The organism is Paraburkholderia sejongensis (assembly GCF_020880815.1).
Classification (GTDB): Bacteria; Pseudomonadota; Gammaproteobacteria; order Burkholderiales; family Burkholderiaceae; genus Paraburkholderia; species Paraburkholderia sejongensis.
The window spans coordinates 60,418-80,880 of record NZ_JAJITD010000019.1 but is presented as its reverse complement, the minus strand read 5'-3'; the positions used below and the strand labels follow the sequence as shown (position 1 = coordinate 80,880).

18 protein-coding genes are annotated in these 20,463 nt (G+C 65.3%); 9 read left to right on the top strand and 9 right to left on the bottom strand.

Annotation, left to right across the window (positions count from 1 at the left end; genetic code table 11):
• Nucleotides 1-6: 6 nt before the first annotated feature.
• The 4 genes from LJ656_RS28950 (at nt 7) to LJ656_RS28935 (ending at nt 4,531) form a co-directional block, all read left to right on the top strand.
• Nucleotides 7-1,641, top strand: coding sequence for a flavin-containing monooxygenase (locus LJ656_RS28950; protein WP_230512912.1), 1,635 nt, complete (start codon nt 7-9; stop codon nt 1,639-1,641).
• A 42-nt stretch (nt 1,642-1,683) separates the two neighbouring features.
• Nucleotides 1,684-2,592, top strand: a complete 909-nt coding sequence (locus tag LJ656_RS28945) for an SDR family NAD(P)-dependent oxidoreductase (RefSeq protein WP_230512911.1) — start codon at nt 1,684-1,686, stop codon at nt 2,590-2,592.
• 77 nt (nt 2,593-2,669) lie between these two features.
• Nucleotides 2,670-3,557 (top strand): metal-dependent hydrolase, encoded by an 888-nt coding sequence (locus tag LJ656_RS28940; protein ID WP_230512910.1) that lies wholly within the window; start codon nt 2,670-2,672, stop codon nt 3,555-3,557.
• Nucleotides 3,554-4,531 (top strand): alpha/beta fold hydrolase, encoded by a 978-nt coding sequence (locus tag LJ656_RS28935; RefSeq protein WP_230512909.1) that lies wholly within the window; start codon nt 3,554-3,556, stop codon nt 4,529-4,531. Before LJ656_RS28940 ends, LJ656_RS28935 begins: the two co-directional genes overlap by 4 nt.
• On the opposite strand, the gene LJ656_RS28930 is transcribed toward LJ656_RS28935, so the two are convergent.
• Complete coding sequence (locus tag LJ656_RS28930) at nt 4,492-5,046, bottom strand: putative glycolipid-binding domain-containing protein (protein ID WP_230512908.1); 555 nt, start codon at nt 5,044-5,046, stop codon at nt 4,492-4,494. The genes LJ656_RS28935 and LJ656_RS28930 overlap by 40 nt on opposite strands.
• A 214-nt stretch (nt 5,047-5,260) precedes the next feature.
• On the opposite strand from LJ656_RS28930, the gene LJ656_RS28925 reads away from it, so the two are divergent.
• On the top strand, nt 5,261-5,491 hold the full coding sequence (locus LJ656_RS28925) for a hypothetical protein (protein ID WP_230512907.1): 231 nt from the start codon (nt 5,261-5,263) through the stop codon (nt 5,489-5,491).
• On the opposite strand, the gene LJ656_RS28920 is transcribed toward LJ656_RS28925, so the two are convergent.
• The 7 genes from LJ656_RS28920 to garD form a co-directional block, all read right to left on the bottom strand.
• Nucleotides 5,488-6,714, bottom strand: coding sequence for a porin (locus LJ656_RS28920; protein WP_230512906.1), 1,227 nt, complete (start codon nt 6,712-6,714; stop codon nt 5,488-5,490). The two genes, LJ656_RS28925 and LJ656_RS28920, sit on opposite strands and share 4 nt — an antisense overlap.
• Nucleotides 6,715-6,791: 77 nt before the next feature.
• A complete protein-coding gene (locus tag LJ656_RS28915) occupies nt 6,792-8,144 on the bottom strand; it encodes a TRAP transporter large permease (RefSeq protein WP_230512905.1) in 1,353 nt (450 codons plus the stop codon).
• 13 nt (nt 8,145-8,157) lie between these two features.
• Nucleotides 8,158-8,667 carry a TRAP transporter small permease gene (locus LJ656_RS28910; protein WP_230512904.1) on the bottom strand — a complete coding sequence of 170 codons (510 nt, stop codon included), beginning with the start codon at nt 8,665-8,667 and terminating at the stop codon, nt 8,158-8,160.
• A 178-nt stretch (nt 8,668-8,845) separates the two neighbouring features.
• Nucleotides 8,846-9,838 carry a TRAP transporter substrate-binding protein gene (locus LJ656_RS28905; protein ID WP_230512903.1) on the bottom strand — a complete coding sequence of 331 codons (993 nt, stop codon included), beginning with the start codon at nt 9,836-9,838 and terminating at the stop codon, nt 8,846-8,848.
• A gap of 610 nt (nt 9,839-10,448) precedes the next feature.
• Nucleotides 10,449-11,384: an SMP-30/gluconolactonase/LRE family protein gene (locus LJ656_RS28900; protein ID WP_230512902.1), complete on the bottom strand. Its 936-nt coding sequence runs from the start codon at nt 11,382-11,384 to the stop codon at nt 10,449-10,451.
• Nucleotides 11,385-12,248 (bottom strand): NAD-dependent epimerase/dehydratase family protein, encoded by an 864-nt coding sequence (locus tag LJ656_RS28895; RefSeq protein WP_230512901.1) that lies wholly within the window; start codon nt 12,246-12,248, stop codon nt 11,385-11,387. It abuts the gene before it with no gap.
• A gap of 206 nt (nt 12,249-12,454) precedes the next feature.
• Entirely contained in the window at nt 12,455-14,044 is a 1,590-nt protein-coding gene (garD, locus tag LJ656_RS28890; protein WP_230512900.1) for a galactarate dehydratase, read from the bottom strand.
• A gap of 258 nt (nt 14,045-14,302) precedes the next feature.
• Here garD and kdgD point away from each other — a divergent pair, with 258 nt between their 5' ends.
• The 3 genes from kdgD to LJ656_RS28875 all read left to right on the top strand — a co-directional run bounded on the left by kdgD (nt 14,303) and on the right by LJ656_RS28875 (nt 17,723).
• Nucleotides 14,303-15,220: a 5-dehydro-4-deoxyglucarate dehydratase gene (kdgD, locus tag LJ656_RS28885; protein ID WP_230512899.1), complete on the top strand. Its 918-nt coding sequence runs from the start codon at nt 14,303-14,305 to the stop codon at nt 15,218-15,220.
• A gap of 186 nt (nt 15,221-15,406) precedes the next feature.
• Complete coding sequence (locus LJ656_RS28880) at nt 15,407-16,777, top strand: MFS transporter (protein WP_230512898.1); 1,371 nt, start codon at nt 15,407-15,409, stop codon at nt 16,775-16,777.
• 202 nt (nt 16,778-16,979) lie between these two features.
• Nucleotides 16,980-17,723 carry a FadR/GntR family transcriptional regulator gene (locus LJ656_RS28875; protein WP_230512897.1) on the top strand — a complete coding sequence of 248 codons (744 nt, stop codon included), beginning with the start codon at nt 16,980-16,982 and terminating at the stop codon, nt 17,721-17,723.
• 107 nt (nt 17,724-17,830) lie between these two features.
• On the opposite strand, the gene LJ656_RS28870 is transcribed toward LJ656_RS28875, so the two are convergent.
• On the bottom strand, nt 17,831-19,414 hold the full coding sequence (locus tag LJ656_RS28870) for an aldehyde dehydrogenase (NADP(+)) (protein WP_230512896.1): 1,584 nt from the start codon (nt 19,412-19,414) through the stop codon (nt 17,831-17,833).
• Nucleotides 19,415-19,652: 238 nt separating this feature from the next.
• Between LJ656_RS28870 and garL the strand changes: the two genes are divergently transcribed.
• Nucleotides 19,653-20,453 carry a 2-dehydro-3-deoxyglucarate aldolase gene (garL, locus tag LJ656_RS28865; protein WP_230512895.1) on the top strand — a complete coding sequence of 267 codons (801 nt, stop codon included), beginning with the start codon at nt 19,653-19,655 and terminating at the stop codon, nt 20,451-20,453.
• Nucleotides 20,454-20,463 lie beyond the last annotated feature (10 nt).

The window sequence follows — 20,463 nt, the reverse complement described above, 5'->3', positions numbered from 1 at the left end:
GTCCGGATGAACGCCCGCACGATGTCCCACGATGCCGCCCGGTCCCAGCGGGGCGAGCCTGCGCAGCCCGCCCCGGTCGAGACCGACGTTGCGATCATCGGCTCCGGCTTCGCGGGCCTCGGCATGGCGATCCGTCTGCGGCAGGCCGGCTTTACCGATTTCGTGATCGCCGAGAAAGCCGATTCGGTCGGCGGCACCTGGCGCGACAACCACTACCCCGGCTGCGCGTGCGATGTCCAATCGCACGTCTACTCGTTTTCGTTCGCGCCGAATCCGCGCTGGAGCCGCATGTTCGCGCGCCAACCGGAAATTCGCGCGTATCTCGAAGACTGCACGCGACGCTTCGGCATCGAGCCGCATCTGCGCTTCGGTCATGAACTCGCCAGCGCGCACTACGACGAAACGCGCCACCGTTGGCAACTGCGCTTCGCGAACGGCCAGCAATGGTCGGCGCGCGTGCTGGTTTCGGGGATGGGCGGACTGTCGCGCGCGGCGCTGCCCGAGATTCCCGGCATCGAAAACTTCGCGGGCAAGGCGTTTCATTCGCAGCACTGGGATCACAGCTATCCGCTCGAAGGCAAACGCGTCGCGGTGATCGGCACCGGCGCGAGCGCGATCCAGTTCGTGCCGCAAATCCAGCCGCGCGTCGCGCACCTCGAACTATTCCAGCGCACTCCGCCGTGGATCATGCCGAAGGCCGACCGGCCGCTGAAGCCGCTCGAACAATGGCTGTTCAAACGGCTGCCGTTCACGCAGAAGATCATGCGTTCGGCGCTGTACTGGATGCTCGAATCGCGCGCAGTCGGCTTCGCGGTGCATCCGTCGCTGATGAAGACCGCGCAGAAAGTCGCCGCGCGCCATTTGCGCCGCCAGGTGCCCGACCCGCAACTGCGCGCGACGCTCACGCCGAACTACACGATGGGCTGCAAGCGCATCCTGATCTCGAACGACTACTTCCCGGCTGTAGCGCAGCCGAACGTGTCGGTCAACACGACCGGCATCGCGCGGATCGAGGCCGACGCGGTCGTCACGACCGACGGCGTACGCCACCCGGCCGACTGTCTGATCTTCGGCACCGGCTTCCAGGTTGCCGATCCGTTTGCGCCGGGCGTCGTGCGCGGGCGCGGCGGCGTCGACATCGTCGATACGTGGCGCGACGGCGCGCACGCGTATCTCGGTACGACCTTGCCTGGCTATCCGAACTTTTTCATGATCGTCGGCCCGAACACCGGGCTCGGCCATAACTCGATGGTGTTCATGATCGAGTCGCAGGTCGAATACATCCTGCAGGCACTGCAGACGATGAAAGCGGAGCGCACGGCCGCGATCGAAGTGCGTCCGCAGGTCGAGCGTCAGTACAACGAGCGCATCCAGCAGAAGCTCGGACGCGCGATCTGGTCGACCGGCGGCTGCAACAGCTGGTATCTCGATCCGAAGACCGGCAAGAACACCACGCTGTGGCCGGGCTTCGCGTACAGGTTTCGCCAAGCCACCAGCAGCTTCCGCCTCGACGATTACTTCGCGTATGCACCCGCCGCACCTGCCGCGCAGGGCGACACCTTTGCCGGCCATCCAGCCGAACATGGCGCGGCCCGGCAAGGACTCGCGAACGCCGCGGTCACGTCGGCCGAAGCGAGCTGAACCGATAAAAACGACAGCGCATCCATCAGGGAGGAAAAGCGCATGAAGAACTTCACCGACAGAGTGGCCGCGATCACCGGCGCGGGTTCGGGCATGGGCCGCTCGCTGGCGATCCAGCTGGCGGGCGAAGGTTGCCACCTCGCGCTGGCCGACCGCAATCCGGCCAGCCTCGCCGAGACCGCGCAGCTTGCGCGGGCCGCCGCGCCGCAACGGCTCGGCGCGCCGCTCCGCATTACCACGCGCGAGCTCGACGTCGCCGATCGCGCCGCGATGTTCGACTGGGCCGCCGCCACCGCGCTCGAACACGAGGGCGTGAACCTCGTGTTCAACAACGCGGGCGTCGCGCTGTCGAGCACGATCGAAGGGATGGAGTACGCGGATCTCGAGTGGATCGTCGGCATCAACTTCTGGGGCGTCGTGCATGGCACGAAGGCGTTTTTGCCGTACCTGAAGGCGTCCGGCGCGGGTCATATCGTCAATACCTCGAGCGTATTCGGACTGTTCGCACAGCCAGGCATGAGCGGCTACAACGCGACCAAGTTCGCGGTGCGCGGCTTTACCGAAGCGTTGCGCCAGGAACTCGACCTGCTCAAATGCGGCGTCTCCGCGACCTGTGTGCATCCGGGCGGCATCCGCACCAATATCGCGCAGGCCAGCCGGATCGCGCCGAACATGGTCGGCTTCATGGTCGAGAACGAGCAGCAAGGCCGCGACGACTTCGAGAAGTTCTTTATCACCACGGCCGACGACGCCGCCCGCGTGATTCTCGACGGCGTGCGCAAAAACAAACGGCGCGTGCTGATCGGCCGCGACGCACGCGCGGCCGACTGGCTCGCCCGCACGCTGCCCGCCGCGCATCAGGCGCTGGTCGTCATGCAGACGCGCCGGCTCAAACGCAGCGCGGCCAGGCGCGCGCGTCGCGCCGCGCAGCTCGACGGCGGGCGCGCCTGAAGCACGTGCGCCGTCGCCCGCATCCGCACACCGCCATTCAGCTTTGCAGTACGTAATAAATCATCGGGAGAAGGGCCATGATGCCAGTTCGCCGCGACCTACGTTTCAACCTGCCAGCGCAGCGCGCCTGCGACTGGCACGCGCAGGGCTCGCACGTCACGCACTTTTACAACGCACTGTCGCTGCTGTTTCCGGCCGGCGAGCGCTTCTTCATGGATTCGGTGCGCAACTATCGCGACCGGATCGACGATCCGGAATTGAAGAAGCAGGTGCTCGGCTTCATCGGTCAGGAAGCGATGCATACGCGCGAGCACATCGAATACAACGATCTGCTGCAACAGGCGGGGCTGCCCGCTCACAAGCTCGATAACCGGCTGCTGTGGTTTCTGAACCTGTTCCGCAAATATCTGCCGCACTCCTGGCAATTGGCGATCACGGTCTGCCTCGAACACTACACCGCGATGCTGGCCGCGCTGCTGCTCGAAGACTCGAGCCGTATCGCCGGTTCCGTCGAAGGCTATACGCAGATGTGGACGTGGCACGCGCTCGAGGAAACCGAGCACAAGTCCGTTTCTTACGACGTGTGGAATGCGGTGCTCATGCCCGGCCTCGGCCGCTATCTGCTGCGCGCCGGCACGATGCTCATCACGACGCTGATTTTCTGGCTGATCGTGTTCGACTACAACGTGCGCCTGATCGTCGCCGATCGCAAACGCGGCGGCCATCTGCGCGGCATGTGGCGGCTGACCCGCTACGTGTGGGGACCGCGCCGCGGCGTGTTGCCGAGCATCGCCGGCGAATGGCTGAGCTTTTTCCGGCCCGGCTTCCATCCGTGGGATCACGACAATCGCGACCAACTCGCGCGCATCGACGGCCTCGTCGCCGCGGTAGATGCCGCTAATGCCGCCAACGTCGGCTTGCCCGGCACGCGCCGCGCACGCCGAGGCGTGCGGGCGGCCGCGTGATCCGCGAAACGCTTTCGGTCGACGCCGGCGACGTGCGGCTCGCGGTCTACGTGAGCGGTCCGCGCGACGCGCCGCCGCTCGTGCTGGTGCACGGCTATCCGGATTCGGCCTCGGTGTGGGAGCCGGTGCGCGCGCGGCTGGACCGGCGCTATCGGGTGATTGCTTACGACGTGCGCGGCGCGGGCGCGTCGGGCGCGCCCGCCGCGCGCAGCGGCTACAAGCTCGCACGGCTCGCGGCCGATCTGGCCGCGGTCGCCGACGCGACTTGCGGCGCGCGGCCGTTTCACCTCGTCGGTCACGACTGGGGTTCGATTCAGAGCTGGGAAGCGGTCACCGATCCGGCGTTTAGCGACCGCATCGCGTCATACACGTCGATCTCGGGGCCGTGCCTCGATCATGCGTCGCTCGATCTGCGCGGCCGCGGCGCGCCGGATGCCGATCGCGCAGCGAGCCCGCGCGGCGCGAGGCGCCCGTTTGGCAGCGGCGTGCGCCAGACGCTGAAGTCCTGGTACATCTTCTTCTTTCACCTGCCCTTGCTGCCGGAGCTGATCTGGCGCGCGGGCGGCGCCCGCATGTGGCCGCTGTGGCTGCGCGTGACCGAACGCGTCCGCACCGAACGCGAGTCCGCGCAAAAGCGCAACGCGCTGAACGGACTCAATCTGTATCGCGCGAATTTCATCGACAAACTGAGGCGGCCGCGCGCGCGTCGCACGCAAGTGCCGGTGCAGTTCATCGTGCCGCTGCGCGATCGTTACGTCGGGCCGGCGCTGTCGCTGGGCCTCGAAGGCTGGCTCGGCGCGTACCGGCGCATCGAAATCGACGCCGGCCATTGGGTCGTGCTGCGCGAGCCGGAGCGGATCGCGGCGAGCATCGCGCGCTTCGTCGATGCGCAGTCAGCGGATATGCAAACGAGCGACGCCGCCGCGCGCGCCGCTCATCCCCCGCGCGGCGAACGCGCGAACAAGGTCGGATAGTCGATCACCAGACCGTCGCCATCCACCGTCAGGTTCGCGACGAAGTCGCGGAAAATGCCTTCATAGCGGTACTCGCGATTCAACGCGATGCACGAATACGCCTGCCCGGCGCGCGTGACCTGCAGATCGGGTGTCGAGATGTACGCGACTTCGATCGGCTGACGCTCGCCCTCGGCCAGTTGCAGGCGGCGAATCGGCAGCGTGTTGGTAAACGGCGTCGCGGCAATATCGATGTCGATGCAGCCTTCGAGCGCGCTCAATGCAAGCCCGTGCCCGTCGTGCCAGTGGCCCGCGCCGTCGCCATGTAACTCCAGCTCGCCGCCGCCGACGATCTTCAGCCACGCGTAGCGGGTACGCCACTGCGCATCGCAGCGCACTGCGTAGTGCAGCCCGTACGCCTTGCCGTAACGCTGCCCGACCACGACGCTCTCCACCGCAAAGCCGTCGTCGTGCGCATTGAAGCTCAGATGCTCGATGCCGTCGCCTTCTTCGGAAGTCCATCGCAATTCACGCATTGGCGTCTCCTCAGCAAACGGCGCGGCGCGCGCCGGGCTTGTATCGTAGCGCGAAAGCGCGCGTGCAACGCAGCGCCCGGCTTAGACACGCACGGACGAAAAATAGCCACTCTCAACGCGCGACGACCCAATGTTTTAACTGAAGAGTTAATTCGCCGCTGACCGACGTCAAAGGCGCATACCGGGCCAGGGGTGGCCGCTTGTGGACGGACGCTTGAGAGCCGAAGAAATTCGCGCTTTGCGGCGGCGTCCGGATCGGACCGGCGTCGCACCGAAATACGCCGCCACGGACATTCCGGCAACGGCGCTCTCCGCCCCTCGAAAAGCTGCGGGCGAAAAAAAAGCTGCGCACTTTCATGCGCAGCCTGCATCACTGACAACCCGAAAAAATCGTGTTGTTGTGGCAGCAAAACAACACGCCGCCATCTTTTCAGTAACTATTTAGAACTTGTGGATCATGCCCACGCCGACAGCAACCTGGCTGCGCGACGAAGCCGGCGAACCGTTCTGAGCGTCACCGATGCTTGCGGTTGCGTCGATGATGGTACGGCCGTCGCCTGCCAGCGTCTTGCCGCTAGCACGCTGATACGCTTCCAGCGCGTAGATGCCGGTGCGCTTGGACAGCGTGTAGTACTGCGACAGGTTGAACTGGTTGTACGTCGCCGCGCTCGTGATGCCGTTCGCTTGCGTTGCACGGGTGTAGCTGTAGCCAGCAGCCAGGTCCAGCACGGCGATCGGCTTGTAGTGCAGCACCGCGCCGCCGGTATTCCAGATCTGCGTGTTGCCGAAGAACGAGCCCGCGCCCGGAGCGTACTGAACGTTCGAGTACGAAGCCGACACGTCCCACTGCGAGTTGAACGCGTAGCCGCCGGTCACGGCAACGCGCTGCTGCTTCGCTGCGGTCTGGAAGCCGTTGTTGATTGCCGACACGGCCGGTTCTGCGCCGTTGTTCGACATCGCCGAATTCCAGTTCACGGCAGGCGGCGTGCGCGTAGCGATACCCGCGTTGTCGATGCGCTGGATACCTGCGGCGATACCGACCGGGCCGTTCAGGTACTGTGCAGCGACGCTCCACACCTGGCCAGCGCCGGTGCTGCCCGCATTGCCGCCGAGCGAGTACGAACCGCTGATCGTCAGGCCGCGGAAGCTCGGCGACGTGTAGACCAGCGAGTTATTCGCGCGGTACAGCGTGTCCAGCGAGTCGATATCACCCGGGTGCGCGCCGTAGGCACCGGTCAGCCACGTGGTCGGGCTGTACGGCGACAGCAGCGTGTAGTACGACGTGTACTGGCGGCCGGCCGTGAAGGTACCGTACTGCGCATTCGTCAGACCAACCCATGCCTGACGGCTGAACATCAGACCCGTCACGGATTGCGCGCCGTTCGCGCTGTTAAAGCCCTGCTCCAACGTGAAGATGGCCTTGGTGCCGCCACCCAGATCTTCCGAGCCCTTCAGGCCGAAACGGCTGCCTGCCCAAATGCCGTTGATCATCTTGACTTGCGAGGCACCACCCGGCGACGGCCGCGACGAACCGAGCGCGCTCAGCGTCGTGGAGCTGTTCTGCCAGCCGATCCCCGCATCGACGATACCGTACAAAGTCACGCTGCTTTGAGCCTGTGCGCTCAGGGCGACCAACCCCACAGCTGCGGCGACGAGAGTCTTTTTCATTTTTACTCCTCTGTTGGAAACTATCTTTTTGCGGCCCGGGCAGGCACCGCTGAGTGTGGAAAAAATCAATTATCTGCTTAGAACACCGGGTGCCCGTTGATCACACTGGGCAACCACGTCGAGAACCACGGAACGTACGTCACGATATTGATGGCGCTGAAGATAGCCAGGTAATACGGCCACGCCACCTTGGTAGTTTCACCAATCGACACGTTGCCAATTGCACATCCAATGAACTGAACCGAGCCGATCGGCGGGTGCACCAGACCGAGCGCGCAGTTCAGCAGAATCATGATGCCGAACTGAACCGGACCCACGCCGTTGTGCATCGCCATCGGCAGGAACAGCGGCGTCGTGATCAGGATGTGCGCGGCCATGTCGACGAACGTGCCGAGGAACACCTGGATCACGTTGATGTACAGCAGCATCAGCCACGGCAGCGAGGTCGCGCCGTCGAGCATGCGTTCGATCGCGTCCGGAATCTCCAGATAGGCCATCTGGAAGCGCAGCATGTTCGATACGCCGATCAGCAGCAGCACCACGCCGGTGGTTTTGGCCGCCTTGCCGAGCGCATGGCCGAGCTTGGCGAGCGACAGCGAGCGATACACGACGATCGTCAGGATCAGCGAATAGCCGACCGCGATCGCGGCTGCCTCGGTCGCGGTGGCAATCCCGCGCGCCACGCAGAACAGGATGATCGCGATCACCATCAGGCCCGGCACCGCGCCGATGAAGGTGCGCAGCACCGCCATCCAGCCCGGGAAGCGCTGCAGACCGGTCGAACCGTCGGCACGGCGCGGATAGCCGAACTTCACGGCCTGCCAGTACGCGGCGACCAGCACGAGACCCATCACCCACAGCACCGGCAACAGACCCGAGAACAGCAGGTCGCCGATCGACACGCCGGTGATCTGCTTGCCGTTGAGCACGCCGCTCACGCCTTGCGCCGCGAACGCGTAGATGATCATGTTGGTCGAGGTCGGCATCAGCGCGCCGGCCAGCGACGAGTGAGTCGTCACGTTGACCGCGTACGCCGCGCTATAACCTTCGCGCTTCATCAGCGGGATCACCACGCCGCCCATCGCCGACGTGTCGGCGGTCGGCGAACCGGACACGCCGCCGAACAGCGTACAGGCGACCACGTTGGCCATCCCGAGGCCGCCGCGGAAGTGGCCGACGGTGGACTGCGCGAAACGCAGGATGCGGTCGGCGATGCCGCCGTGCAGCATCAGCTCGCCCGAGAAGATGAAGAACGGCACCGCGAGGAACGAGAAGCCGTTCATCCCCGAGATCATCGACTGCATCGCGGTCGCGGTCGGCAGACCTTCGAACAGATAGGTCAGCACGCAGGACAGACCCAGGGCGAACGAAACCGGAACCCCCAGGAAGAGGAACACGAGAAAACTGACGGTGAGAAGGGTAAGTTCCATGATGGATCTGCTTTTATTCCGTGACGGAGAGTTCGAGCGCCTGCTCTCTGCGCTTGCCGGCGAACAGTTCGAGCAGATGTTCGAGCGAGAACAACGCGATGCACACGCTCGCGACGATCGGGATGCAGTAACGCAGCCCTTCCGGCACGCCGATGATCGGAATGCGGTCGTGCATCGTGGTCTCCGCCATTTCCCAGCAGCCGACGAACACCGCCACCGCGAAAGCGATGAGGCACAGGTGCTGGATCGCGGTGGCCGCCACCTGACCTTTCGGCGGCAGCTTCTTGACCAGCGAGTCCAGGCCGATGTGGCCGCCTTCGCGAACCTTCAGCGCGGCGCCGAACATCGCGATCAGGATCACCAGCAGCAGTGCGATGGGCTCGACGTAGTCGGGCGCATCGGCGAATACGTAGCGCATTACCACGCTATAAATGACGAGCAGACACAGTGCGGCGAGGGCGAACGACGCCAGCACCAGCAGCACGCGAAAAAGAAAATCGTTTGGGCGTTTAAGGAAACTCATGACCCTGTCCTTGCTGACGACCGATGTGTGACAGGCAGCAGTGCGGTGCGGACACGGTGGTCACGCGCGCGCGACACCGCACGACGCAAGGCCTCGAGGGTTGCCCCGCGAGACCTTCGCGCCACTGCTGCTACAAGCGTTGCAAATTACGTAGTGCGTCGAACGACGCGAGACCGGCTTACTTGACTGCCTGGATTTCGTCGACGATCTGCTTCATCGCCGGGGTCTTTTCGTACTTCACCCACACCGGCTGCATCACCTTCACGAACGCCGGACGATCGATTTGCGCAGCCGTCACGATCGTTGCGCCGCCCTTCGTCACAGCCTTCTGCGCGTCGGCTTCACGCGCGGTCCACAGCTTCTGGTAGTAGGGCACCGAGTCGGCCGCGGCCTTCTTGATGATCTGTTGTTCCTCGGGCGAGAGCTTGTCCCAGATCTTCTTCGAGAACACCAGCACTTCCGGCGTCATCGAATGCTGGGTTTCCGAGTACACCTGAGCCACTTCGAAGTGCTTGGTTTCGTCGTACGACGGCAGGTTGTTTTCCGCGCCGTCCACGAGACCCGTCTTCAGGCCCGTATAGACTTCCGAGAACGGCATCGGGGTAGGCGTGCCGCCCATTGCCTTGATTTCGTCGACCATCAGGTCCGACGGCTGCACGCGCACTTTCAGACCCTTCATGTCGGCCGGCGACTTGATCGGCTTCTTCGCGTACATCGAACGCGCGCCGCTCTCGTAGAACGTCAGTGCGACCATGCCCTTCGCGGTGAACGCGTCGAGGATCTTCTGGCCTTCCGGACCGTACATCACCTTGCGGAAATGATCGACGTCGCGAAACAGGAACGGCAGCGACGGGATCATCGATTCCGGCACGATCTCGTTGAACGCCGCGCCGTTGGCACGCGCCATGTCGAGTGCGCCGATGCGCACCTGGTCGATCGTGTCGTTTTCGGAACCGAGCGCGCTGTTGCCGAACACCTTCACGGAATCCTTGCCACCGGTCGCCTTGTTGATCTGCTCGCCCATGAACTTCACCGCCATGTTGGTCGGGAAGGTATCGCCGTGCACGTCGGCGCAACGGAACACGCGCGCTTGCGCCGACATCGAGCCGAACGCCAGCGCCGCGGCCGCGACGGTCATCGAAACACGGGAAGAGGCAAACTTCTTGTTCATCGTGACATTCCTTGAAAAATAGACCATCCCATCGACTGGGGATGTGACATGGTTTGATGCGTCCCCGGCGGCGCTCACCCCCTCGCAGGTGCGGGCACTTGCCGTACTGGCTGCGCAACTCCCCGGCGCAGTGAATCCAGCACTCCAGTCGATCGCTCGACTACTTACTTCGATCGCGTCGGCGCGCTCGCACAGCGCGTGCGGCCTTCACGACAACCGCACTGCTGCGCTTAAGCGCATCGCATTCGCACGCACAGCCAAACCGCAGAAAGCTATTTGTTTGGGCTTATATGTTGTACGACGACATATGAAGTCTATAAAAGGGCCTTTAGCTTGTACAGACGGTATTTACCCGCACCCAGCGGGGCTCCGGCAGCACTGACCGGCGCAGCAGCGCGTCCAGACGCAGCGCGGCTCGGCATCGCCCCAGCAGGCATTTAAAAAGGTCGCTTCAAGTGTTGTATTTTTGTGAGATAAGCCGGATGCGAGCGTGGTCTGATTGCTATGTGTTGTACGACGAGTGACAAATTAAGGGCCATAGAACATGACCCGGAAATGACAACGCCGGGACCTGAAACCGCGTCCCGGCGTTTGCCGTATTTGAATCCGCTTACAGTTGCCCGGCGTATTCGGGCTCGGGCAGTCCCTTCACGCCGGGCCGCAGCGCGAACACCTGGCCGTCGTGCTCGGTCGCGCCGCTGCCCGGCCGGATCGACGTGACGAACAGCGTGTCGAGATCGCGGCCGCCGAACGCGCACATCGCCGGCTTGATGGCCGGCACCGCGATCTGCCGGTCGAGCTTGCCCTGCGGCGTGAAACGCAGCAGCTGGCCGGCGTCGTTCGCGCAGATCCAGTAGCAGCCGTCGGCATCCACCGCCGCGCCGTCGGGACGGCCCACGTAGTGGTTCAGATCGGCGAACACCCGGCGGTTGCGCGGCTCGCCGGTGGCGACGTCATAGTCGAACGCCCAGATCAGCCGGCGCTGCGGATGCGAGTCGGACAGGTACATCGTCGCGCCGTCCGGCGACCAGCCCAGGCCGTTCTGCGTGATCAGCGCATCGACCACCGGCGCGGACAGCGTGCCCTTCTCGTCGAAGCGGTACAGCGCGCCGCCCGGGATCGCCGCGGCCATGTCCATCACCATCGTGCCGGACCAGAAGCGGCCCTGGCGATCGCAGCGGCCGTCGTTGAAACGCATGCCCGGGTGCGGGAATTCCGGCGCCGCGAGCTTGCGCAGCGACGCCGTCAGCGGTTCGCCGGCAGACGCGCCAGTATCGGCCGCGGCGGCCAGCGTCACCGCGAACAGCGCGGTCTCGCAGCCGGCCAGCACGGTGCCGTTGCGATCGAACGCAATACAGGCAACCTGTTCCGGCAACTGCCACTCGCTGCGCTTGCCGGTCTCCAGCGAGCCGCGCACGATCTTCTTCGCCGGGATGTCGACCCAGTACAGCGCCTGTTCGGCCGCGCGCCAGACCGGGCTTTCGCCGGTCGCGGCGGGCAGCGGCCCGGCGGCTTCGAAACGTTCGACTTGCGGGTTCGCGCTCATTTACTTCGCATCCTTGCCGGCCTCGCGCTTCGGCTCCATCGGGCCGGCCAGCACGAACGGGCCGCCCTGGTACAGCTGGGTCGGGTCGTCGAAACGGGTGTCGGGGGCGACCGGCGGGAACAGATGCTCGAACTGCTCGGAGCTGTCCTGCGGACGGAAGCCGAGGAACGCGGCATTGGTGTTGTCGACCCACTTGATGCGGTTATCCGACACGCCGTAGACGATCGCGTGGCCCACCCGGTTGGTGAACAGCGAGCAGCGCACGAGTTCGATGAAGTCGCGATAGCTCAGATACGTGACCAGCATCCGCGCGGTCTTCGGCTGCTCGAACGACGAACCGATCCGCAGACACACGGTTTCGAGACCGAAGCGGTCGAAGTAATAGCGCGACAGCGATTCGCCGAAGCACTTCGACACGCCGTACATGCCGTCCGGGCGCAGCGGCGCGTCGGTGCCGAGCACCGAGGTCACCGGATGAAAGCCCACCGCGTGGTTCGAGCTCGCATAGATCACGCGCTTCACGCCGTGCTTTTGCGCCGACGAGTACAGGTTGTAGATGCCGCGGATGTTCGCTTCGAGAATGTCTTCGAACGGCGCCTCGACCGAGATGCCGCCCAGATGCACGACCGCGTCCACGCCTTCGAGCAGCGCATGCACTGCCTCCGCGTCGGCCAGATCGACGAGCGCGGCTTCTTCGTGCGGCGCGAGTTCGCCGAGCGGCGCGATGTCGGACACGCGCACGATGTCGGCCCATTGGGCGAGCGCGGGACGCAACTGCTTGCCGAGGTTGCCGGCGGCGCCGGTCAGCAGCAGACGACGGAAGGGTTTCCTGGCCGCGGAGCGGTCAACGTTCGAATCGGTCATGGATTGATGTCTGTTTATGGTTCTGGAATATCGGGCGGATCGGGACCGCGGCTGCAACGGCAATGGCAGCGGCGGACCGGAGCAAGGAGCGAAAGCGGCGCGCGGCCCGGGCGCCCGCCAACGCGAACGCCGGCACGTCCAGCGCTCGCCGCGGCTGCACCGCGGTGCGGTGCGGTGCGGTGCGTTGCGCTGCGTTGCGTTACCGCTCAGGTCACCGGCGCCGGGTTGAACAGCACCAGCGCGTTGTGCAGCTTGAGCTTCTCCGCGCAGGTCTGCTGACGGCCGCTGGCGATTTCGAGCATCAGGCGGAACAGCTCCCAACCCACCTCTTCGATGCTCGCCTGGCCGGTCGCGATGGTCCCGGCGTTCACGTCCATCAGGTCGTGCCAGCGGCGCGCGAGATCCGAGCGGGTCGCGACCTTGATCACCGGCACTTCGGCCAGGCTGTACGGCGTGCCGCGACCGGTCGTGAACACGTGCAGCGTGATGCCCGAGGCGACCTGCAGCGTGCCGCAGATAAAGTCGCTGGCCGGCGTCGCCGCGTAGATCAGGCCCTTCTGGCGGACCTTCTCGCCCGGCGACAGCACGCCCGAGATCGCCGAGTTGCCCGACTTGATGATCGAGCCCATCGCCTTTTCGACGATGTTCGACAGCCCGCCCTTCTTGTTGCCCGGCGTCGTGTTCGCGCTGCGGTCGGCGCCGCCGCGCTTCAGATAATCGTCGTACCACTGCATCTCGCGGATGATCGCCTGGGCGACGTCCGCGTTGGCCGCGCGCGCGGTTAGCTGATCGACGCCGTCGCGCACTTCGGTGACTTCCGAGAACATCACGGTGCCGCCGGCCCGCACCAGCAGATCGGTCGCGAAGCCGACCGCCGGATTGGCGGTCAGTCCCGAGAACGCGTCGCTGCCGCCGCACTGCACGCCGACCACGAGGTCCGACACCGGGCAGGTTTCGCGGCGGCGGTTGTTCAGGCGCTTCAGGTGACCCTCGGCCGTGCGCATGATCGACTCGATCATCGACATGAAGCCGACGTGCGATTCGTCCTGCAGCACCACCACGTCGCCGTTCTCGTCGGCGCCGAGGTCGCCGATGTCGGCGATCTCGCTCGGATTGGCCGCCGACACGATCGGAATCGTGCCCGCCGGCATCAGCCGCTCGGGCTGCAATTTCTCGCAGCCCAGGCTCACCATCATCACTTCGCCGCCGAAGTTCGGATTGAGCGCGATATTGCGCACGGTGCGGATCGGCACCATCGCGTCGGGCGCGTCGATCGCGACGCCGCAGCCGTAGGTGTGACCGAGGCTGACGACGTCGTCGACGTTCGGATACTTCGGCAGCAGCTCGGCCTTGATGCGGGTGACCGCGTGCTGCACGACGTCGGCCACGCACTGCACGGTGGTCGTGATCGCGAGGATGTTGCGGGTGCCGACCGTGCCGTCCGCGTTGCGATAGCCCTCGAACGTATAGCCTTCGAGCGGCGCCATCTCCGGCGCTTTGGTCGTTGCGATCGGCAGATCTTCGAGGCCCGGCGGGCTCGGCATGCGGATCACGTGCTCGTTGATCCAGCTGCCCTTCGGCAGCGCCTTCAGCGCATAGCCGATCACCACGTTGTAGCGAATCACTTCGTCGCCTTCAGCGAGATCGGCCAGCGCGACCTTGTGGCCCTGCGGCACGCGCTCGCGCAGCTTCAGGCCATCGGCGAATACCGCGCCCTCGCCCAGACCGCCGTCGTTGACGACGATCGCGACGTTGTCATTCGGATGCACGCGTATATAGAGCGGAGTTTGTTCCATTGATCGATCCTTGAGGCGTTGTCAACCTGCCACGCCAGCTATTCATACGTCATCCTACAACACGGAAGTTGTGCCGGATGTTCCGTATTTACCCTATAGGGTGGATTATGCCGTGAAAACCCCGTTGAGTTAGCGGAATTGTTGTTGTACGATGACGTATAAGAAATCTGAATGAACCAAGATTTTCTACCGGGACAGCGCCGCTGCCCCGGTCGGACCCGACCAACACGACACCATTCCGACGCTGGATTACTGACCATGACGACACCGCAGGAACTCAAAGCAATCGTTTCGGAAGGCCTTCTGTCCTTCCCCGTCACCGACTTCGACGCCCAAGGCAACTTCCGCGCCGACACCTACGCCGAACGCCTCGAATGGCTCGCGCCGTACGGCGCTTCGGCATTGTTCGTGGCCGGCGGCACGGGTGAATTCTTCTCGCTGACGCAAGACGACTACTCGAACGTCGTGAAGACCGCGACCGAAGTGTGCAAGGGCAAGGTGCCGATCCTGGCCGGCGCCGGCGGCCCGACCCGCGTGGCGATCCAGTACGCGAAGGAAGCCGAGCGCCACGGCGCGCACGGCATCCTGCTGATGCCGCACTACCTGACCGAAGCATCCCAGGAAGGTATCGCGGCGCACGCCGAGGAAGTGTGCAAGGCCGTGCCGAACATGGGCGTGATCATTTACAACCGCGCGAACTCGAAGCTGAACGCCGACATGCTCGAGCGTCTGGCCGACACCTGCCCGAACCTGATCGGCTTCAAGGACGGCGTGGGCGAGATCGAAAACATGGTGACGATCCGCCGCCGCCTCGGCGACCGTTTCTCGTACCTCGGCGGCCTGCCGACCGCGGAAGTCTACGCGGCAGCGTACAAGGCGCTCGGCGTGCCGGTGTACTCGTCGGCGGTGTTCAACTTCATCCCGAAGACCGCGATGGACTTCTACCGCGCGATCGCCGCTGACGACCACGCAACGGTCGGCAAGCTGATCGACGAATTCTTCCTGCCGTACCTGAAGATCCGCAACCGCCGCGCGGGCTACGCGGTCAGCATCGTCAAGGCCGGCGCGAAGCTGGTCGGTCACGACGCGGGTCCGGTGCGCGCACCGCTGACCGATCTGACCGCCGAAGAGCTGGACATGCTCGACGCGCTGATCAAGAAGCTCGGACCGCAGTAAGGCCCCGGCGTCGGCTGCGCGCAACGCGTATGCGCGCAGCCTGATGAACGAGGACCGCCCAGACGGTCCCGTCGAACGCCCGGCACGGCAACGTCGCCGGGCGTTTGTGCATTCGCACGAGAGCAGACGGCCACGCGCCACCGGGCGTGGCGCCACAGCCTCGCCCGCACCCACAGGAGATGCCCCATGGACATGAGCCCCTCGGCCCGTTCGACCCGAACCGGCGCGGCCGCCGATAGCGCGACGCGCACCAGGGTCCGCTACGCGATTTTGCTGCTGATCTTTCTGATCACCACCCTCAACTACGCCGACCGCGCGACGCTGTCCGTCACCGGTTCCGCGATGCGCGGCGAGTTCAGCCTCGACGCGGTCCGCATGGGCTATATCTTTTCCGCGTTCAGCTGGGCCTACGTGCTGTCGCAACTGCCGGCCGGCTGGCTGCTCGACCGTTTCGGCGCGCGGCGCGTGTACGCGGCGAGCATCTTTTCGTGGTCGCTGTTCACGCTGCTGCAAAGCTCGATCGGCGTGTTCGGCAGCGCCGGCGCCGCGGTGACCGCGCTGTTCGTGCTGCGCTTCGCGATGGGCGCGGCCGAATCGCCGGCCTTCCCGGCCAACGCGAAGGTGGTCGCGAGCTGGTTTCCGACCGGCGAGCGCGGCACCGCGTCGGCGATCTTCAATGCCGCCCAGTACTTCGCCGCGGTCGTGTTCACGCCGCTGATGGCCTGGCTGACCCACGCGTTCGGCTGGCATTCGGTGTATGTCGTGATGGGCGCGCTCGGGCTCGTGCTCGCGCTGACGTGGTTGAAATTCATGAAGAACCCGGCCGACCATCCGCGCGTGTCGAAGGCCGAGCTCGAGTACATCGAGCAAGGCGGCGGCCTCGTGAGCGGCCCGCGCGGCGCCGCCCGTCCGCCTGACATCGCGAAGGCCGGCGGCTGGTCGCTGGTGCGCCAGCTGCTCGCCAACCGGATGCTGCTCGGCGTCTATCTCGCGCAGTTCTGCATCAACGTGCTGACCTACTTCTTCCTGACGTGGTTTCCGATCTACCTCGTGCAGGCCCGCGGAATGACGATCCTGCACGCGGGTCTGATCGCATCGCTGCCGGCGATCTGCGGCTTTCTCGGCGGGGTGCTCGGCGGCGTGCTGTCGGACGGGCTGATCCGCCGCGGCTTTTCGCTGACCGTCGCGCGCAAGATTCCGATCGTCGGCGGGATGCTGCTGTCGACCTGCATCATCGGCTGCAACTACGTGTCGGCCGACTGGCTGGTGGTCGCGCTGATGTCGCTGGCGTTCTTCGGCAAGGGCATCGGCGCGCTCGGCTGGGCGGTGGTGGCCGATACCGCGCCGCGCGAAGCGCTGGGTCTGTCGGGCGCGATCTTCAACATGTTCGGCAACGCCGCCGGCATCGTCACGCCGATCGTGATCGGCTATCTGGTCGCGCAGTCGGGCTCGTTCAACGGCGCGCTGGTGTTCGTCGGCGCGAACGCGCTGCTGACCGTGATCAGCTACCTGGTGATCGTCAAGGACATCAGGCGGGTCGAGCTGCGCGCGCTGTGAGCTGCGTTATCGTACTTCCACGGGTCGGAGCGGTCCCCTGTCCCCGCCGCCCACGCGCCCAAACATGCGGTGTGGCGGCGCTCCGACTCCATTCGTCACAATTGCGCCGAAAAACGATCGAGCTCTAATATATTCAGTCGTCAGACGACGATATAATGAAACGCAGGGATCTCAGCAAACAACCAGAAAAGGAGCGTTTTCGATGGCTACTCCATTGGCATCCGCGGCCCCGCCACGACGCGCTCGCAATCTTGCCGAGTTCGTCGTCAACTACGTGACCGAGCAGATCGCCAGCAACGTGCTGAAGCCGGGCGACAAACTGCCGACCGAATCGCAGCTGATGGGCACGCTCAGCGTGAGCCGCACGGTGATCCGCGAGGCGATCTCGCGGCTGCAGGCGGGCAAGGTGATCGAGACGCGGCACGGGATCGGCAGCTTCGTGCTCGAACCGCAGCGCGAAAAACTCGGCATCGACATGGTGCCCGCCACTACCCTGCGCGACGTACTGTCGATTCTCGAGCTGCGTATCAGCCTCGAAACCGAATGCGCGGGCCTCGCCGCGCAACGCGCGAAACCGGACGACGTGAGCCGGATGCGCGCCGCGCTCGACGCGATCGAGGCGACCCGCCACAACGGACTCGACAGCGTCGACGCCGACCTGCAGTTCCATATCTCGGTGGCCCGCGCGACCGGCAACCGCTACTTCGTCGATATCCTCACGCAGATGGGCAGCGCGCTGATTCCGCGCAACCGGCTCGACTCGGCCGGCATCGCGCGCGCCGATCCGGATGCGTATCTGTCGCTGGTCAATCTCGAACACGAGAGCATTCTCGAAGCGATCTCGCGTCACGACGCGGAAGGCGCGCGCGCGGCGATGCGCATGCATCTGTCCAATAGCCGCGAGCGTCTGCGGCGCGCGAACGAGGTCGGCGAGACGAATAGCTGAGCTTGCCGCGACACGCTCGAGGGCGAAAAAAATGGCCGGGATTTCCCGGCCATTTTTTTGTCTATCGGCCTCACGCGCGCAAACGCGCAAGGCCGCACCAACCACGCTTATCCGCGCGACAGCTCGCCATCCAGACGGCGCCACAGTTGCAGCGGATTGCCGTCGGCCAGCGTTTCCGGCAGCAACTCGGCCGGGAAGTCCTGATAGCAGACCGGGCGCAGGAAGCGGTCGATCGAGGTCGTGCCGACCGAGGTCGCGCGGCTGTCCGAGGTCGCCGGGAACGGGCCGCCGTGGACCATCGCGTGACACACTTCGACGCCGGTCGGGAAACCGTTGACCAGAATCCGGCCAGCCTTGCGCTCGAGGATCGGCACCAGCTTCTTCGCGGCCGCCACGTCGGCGCGGTCCATCTGCAGCGTCGCGGTCAGCTGGCCGGCGAAGTGCTCGGCGACCTTGAGCATTTCCTGCTCGTCCTTGCAGCGGATGATCGTCGACACCGGGCCGAACACTTCGTCCTCGAGCGCCGGGTTCGCGAGGAACGTCGCCGCGTCGGTCACGAACAGCGCCGCGCATGCCTGGGTCGGGCCGCTCGCCGCGGCGCCGCGCGCCACCACTTCGACGCCCCTGGTCGCGGCCAGCTTGCTCTCGCCGTCTTCATACGCGGCGTGGATGCCGGCGGTCAGCATCGTCTGCGCCGGCTTCACGGTCAGCGCTTCCGACGCGGTCGCGACGAAGCCCTTCAGCGCGTCGCTGTCGATCGCGATCGCGAGACCCGGATTCGTGCAGAACTGGCCGGCGCCGAGCACCAGCGAGTCGACGAAACCACGCGCGATGCTGTCGCCGCGCGCGTTCAGCGCGTTCGGCAGCAGGAACACCGGGTTGATGCTGCTCATTTCCGCGTAGACCGGAATCGGCTCGGCACGCGCCGCCGCGACGCGCATCAGCGAGGTGCCGCCCGCGCGCGAACCGGTGAAGCCGACCGCCTTGATCGCCGGATGCGCGACCAGCGCTTCGCCGACCGAGTTACCCGCGCCGACGATCATCGAGAACACGCCTTCCGGCAGATCCATTTCCTGCGCGACGCGCTGGATCACGCGGCCGACCAGCTCCGAGGTGCCCAGGTGCGCGCGGTGCGCCTTCACGACGACCGGGCAGCCTGCCGCGAGCGCCGCGGCGGTGTCGCCGCCGGCGACCGAGAACGCGAGCGGGAAGTTGCTTGCGCCGAACACGGCGACCGGGCCGAGCGCGATCTTCTGCATGCGCAGGTCCGAGCGCGGCAGCGGCTTGCGTTCCGGCAGCGCCGAATCGAGCGTCGCGGTCAGCCACTGGCCGGCGCGCACGGTTTGCGCGAACAGCTTCAGCTGGCCGGTGGTACGGCCGCGCTCGCCTTCCAGGCGCGCTTTCGGCAGACCCGATTCGGCCTGCGCGCGCTCGATCAGCTCATCGCCGAGCGCGGTGATGCCGTCGGCGATACGCTCGAGAAACTCGGCGCGCACCGCGAGCGGCAGTTGACGGTACGAATCGAACGCCTGTTGCGCGAGCTCGCAGGCCGCGTTGACATTGGCAACCGTGCCGGTGCCGAACACCGGCTCCGCGATGTCGGAACCCGTGGCAGGATTGAATGCGCGCAGCGCTTTTTCTTCGCCGCGCACCGCTTTGCGACCGATCAGCATTTCGCCGGTAATAGGCATTTTTGGCTTTCCTCAAGTGAACGCTTTGGATATAAGTCATCCTACAACACTGACAGGCCTTCATGCAACCCGGAACGCTTGCCCGACAGGGATCTACGGGTTTACGTGCCCGTTACAACGACCGGCCCCAATGCTAATCTGAACCAAGATGTACGACGACTTATAACTCGCATTTTGCGGTTTTTTAGGGCGTCGACCGAGCCTGTTCCCGATCCATAACAGTTCGAGGAGATACCGCATGCCCGCTGTCACGCCCTATCAGTCCTTACCCAACCATTTCCGCCGCGCGGTGCGGGAAGGCCAAACCCAGATCGGCTGCTGGAGCTCGCTGGCCAGCCCGATCGTCACCGAACTGATGGGCACCATCGGCTTCGACTGGATCCTGCTGGATGCCGAGCACGCGCCCAACGACGTGCTCACGCTGATCCCGCAACTGATGGCGCTCAAGGACAGCGGCACCGCGCCGGTGGTGCGGCCGCCGGCCAACGACAGCGTCGCGATCAAACGCTTTCTCGACAGCGGCTTCTCGAACTTCCTCGTGCCGTTCGTCGACAGCGCCGACGACGCCGCCCGCGCGGTCGCGGCGACGCGTTATCCGCCGCAGGGCATTCGCGGCGTGTCGGTCGGCCATCGCGGCAACCGTTACGGCACCGTCGCCGATTACTTCGAAATCGCCAATGACAACGTCTGCGTGATCCCGCAGATCGAAAGCCGCAACGCGGTCGACGCGATCGACAGCATCCTCGCTGTGGACGGCGTCGACGCGGTGTTCGTCGGCCCGTCCGACCTCGCGGCGTCGTATGGGCAGCTCGGCAACGCCGGCCATCCGGACGTGCAGCAGGCGATCGCGCACGTGTTCGAGCGCGCGCGGGCGGCCGGCAAATCGAGCGGCATCCTCGCGCCGGTGCAGGCCGACGCGGAACGTTATCTGTCGATGGGCGCGCGCGTGGTCGCCGTCTGCGCGGATCTCGGGCTGCTCAAGGGCGCCGCGCAGGCGGTGCAGAAGCATTTCATGCCAAACCAGGCGGGCGCGGCTTGAACGGCGTCGC

Excerpts from the sequence above, each read along its gene's own strand:
- LJ656_RS28950 (WP_230512912.1), top strand. The coding sequence starts at position 7 with ATGAACGCCCGCACGATGTCCCACGATGCCGCCCGGTCCCAGCGGGGC.
- LJ656_RS28945 (WP_230512911.1), top strand. The coding sequence starts at position 1,684 with ATGAAGAACTTCACCGACAGAGTGGCCGCGATCACCGGCGCGGGTTCG.
- LJ656_RS28940 (WP_230512910.1), top strand. The coding sequence starts at position 2,670 with ATGATGCCAGTTCGCCGCGACCTACGTTTCAACCTGCCAGCGCAGCGC.
- LJ656_RS28930 (WP_230512908.1), bottom strand. The coding sequence starts at position 5,046 with ATGCGTGAATTGCGATGGACTTCCGAAGAAGGCGACGGCATCGAGCAT.
- LJ656_RS28920 (WP_230512906.1), bottom strand. The coding sequence starts at position 6,714 with ATGAAAAAGACTCTCGTCGCCGCAGCTGTGGGGTTGGTCGCCCTGAGC.
- LJ656_RS28915 (WP_230512905.1), bottom strand. The coding sequence starts at position 8,144 with ATGGAACTTACCCTTCTCACCGTCAGTTTTCTCGTGTTCCTCTTCCTG.
- LJ656_RS28910 (WP_230512904.1), bottom strand. The coding sequence starts at position 8,667 with ATGAGTTTCCTTAAACGCCCAAACGATTTTCTTTTTCGCGTGCTGCTG.
- LJ656_RS28905 (WP_230512903.1), bottom strand. The coding sequence starts at position 9,838 with ATGAACAAGAAGTTTGCCTCTTCCCGTGTTTCGATGACCGTCGCGGCC.
- LJ656_RS28900 (WP_230512902.1), bottom strand. The coding sequence starts at position 11,384 with ATGAGCGCGAACCCGCAAGTCGAACGTTTCGAAGCCGCCGGGCCGCTG.
- LJ656_RS28895 (WP_230512901.1), bottom strand. The coding sequence starts at position 12,248 with ATGACCGATTCGAACGTTGACCGCTCCGCGGCCAGGAAACCCTTCCGT.
- garD (WP_230512900.1), bottom strand. The coding sequence starts at position 14,044 with ATGGAACAAACTCCGCTCTATATACGCGTGCATCCGAATGACAACGTC.
- kdgD (WP_230512899.1), top strand. The coding sequence starts at position 14,303 with ATGACGACACCGCAGGAACTCAAAGCAATCGTTTCGGAAGGCCTTCTG.
- LJ656_RS28880 (WP_230512898.1), top strand. The coding sequence starts at position 15,407 with ATGGACATGAGCCCCTCGGCCCGTTCGACCCGAACCGGCGCGGCCGCC.
- LJ656_RS28875 (WP_230512897.1), top strand. The coding sequence starts at position 16,980 with ATGGCTACTCCATTGGCATCCGCGGCCCCGCCACGACGCGCTCGCAAT.
- LJ656_RS28870 (WP_230512896.1), bottom strand. The coding sequence starts at position 19,414 with ATGCCTATTACCGGCGAAATGCTGATCGGTCGCAAAGCGGTGCGCGGC.
- garL (WP_230512895.1), top strand. The coding sequence starts at position 19,653 with ATGCCCGCTGTCACGCCCTATCAGTCCTTACCCAACCATTTCCGCCGC.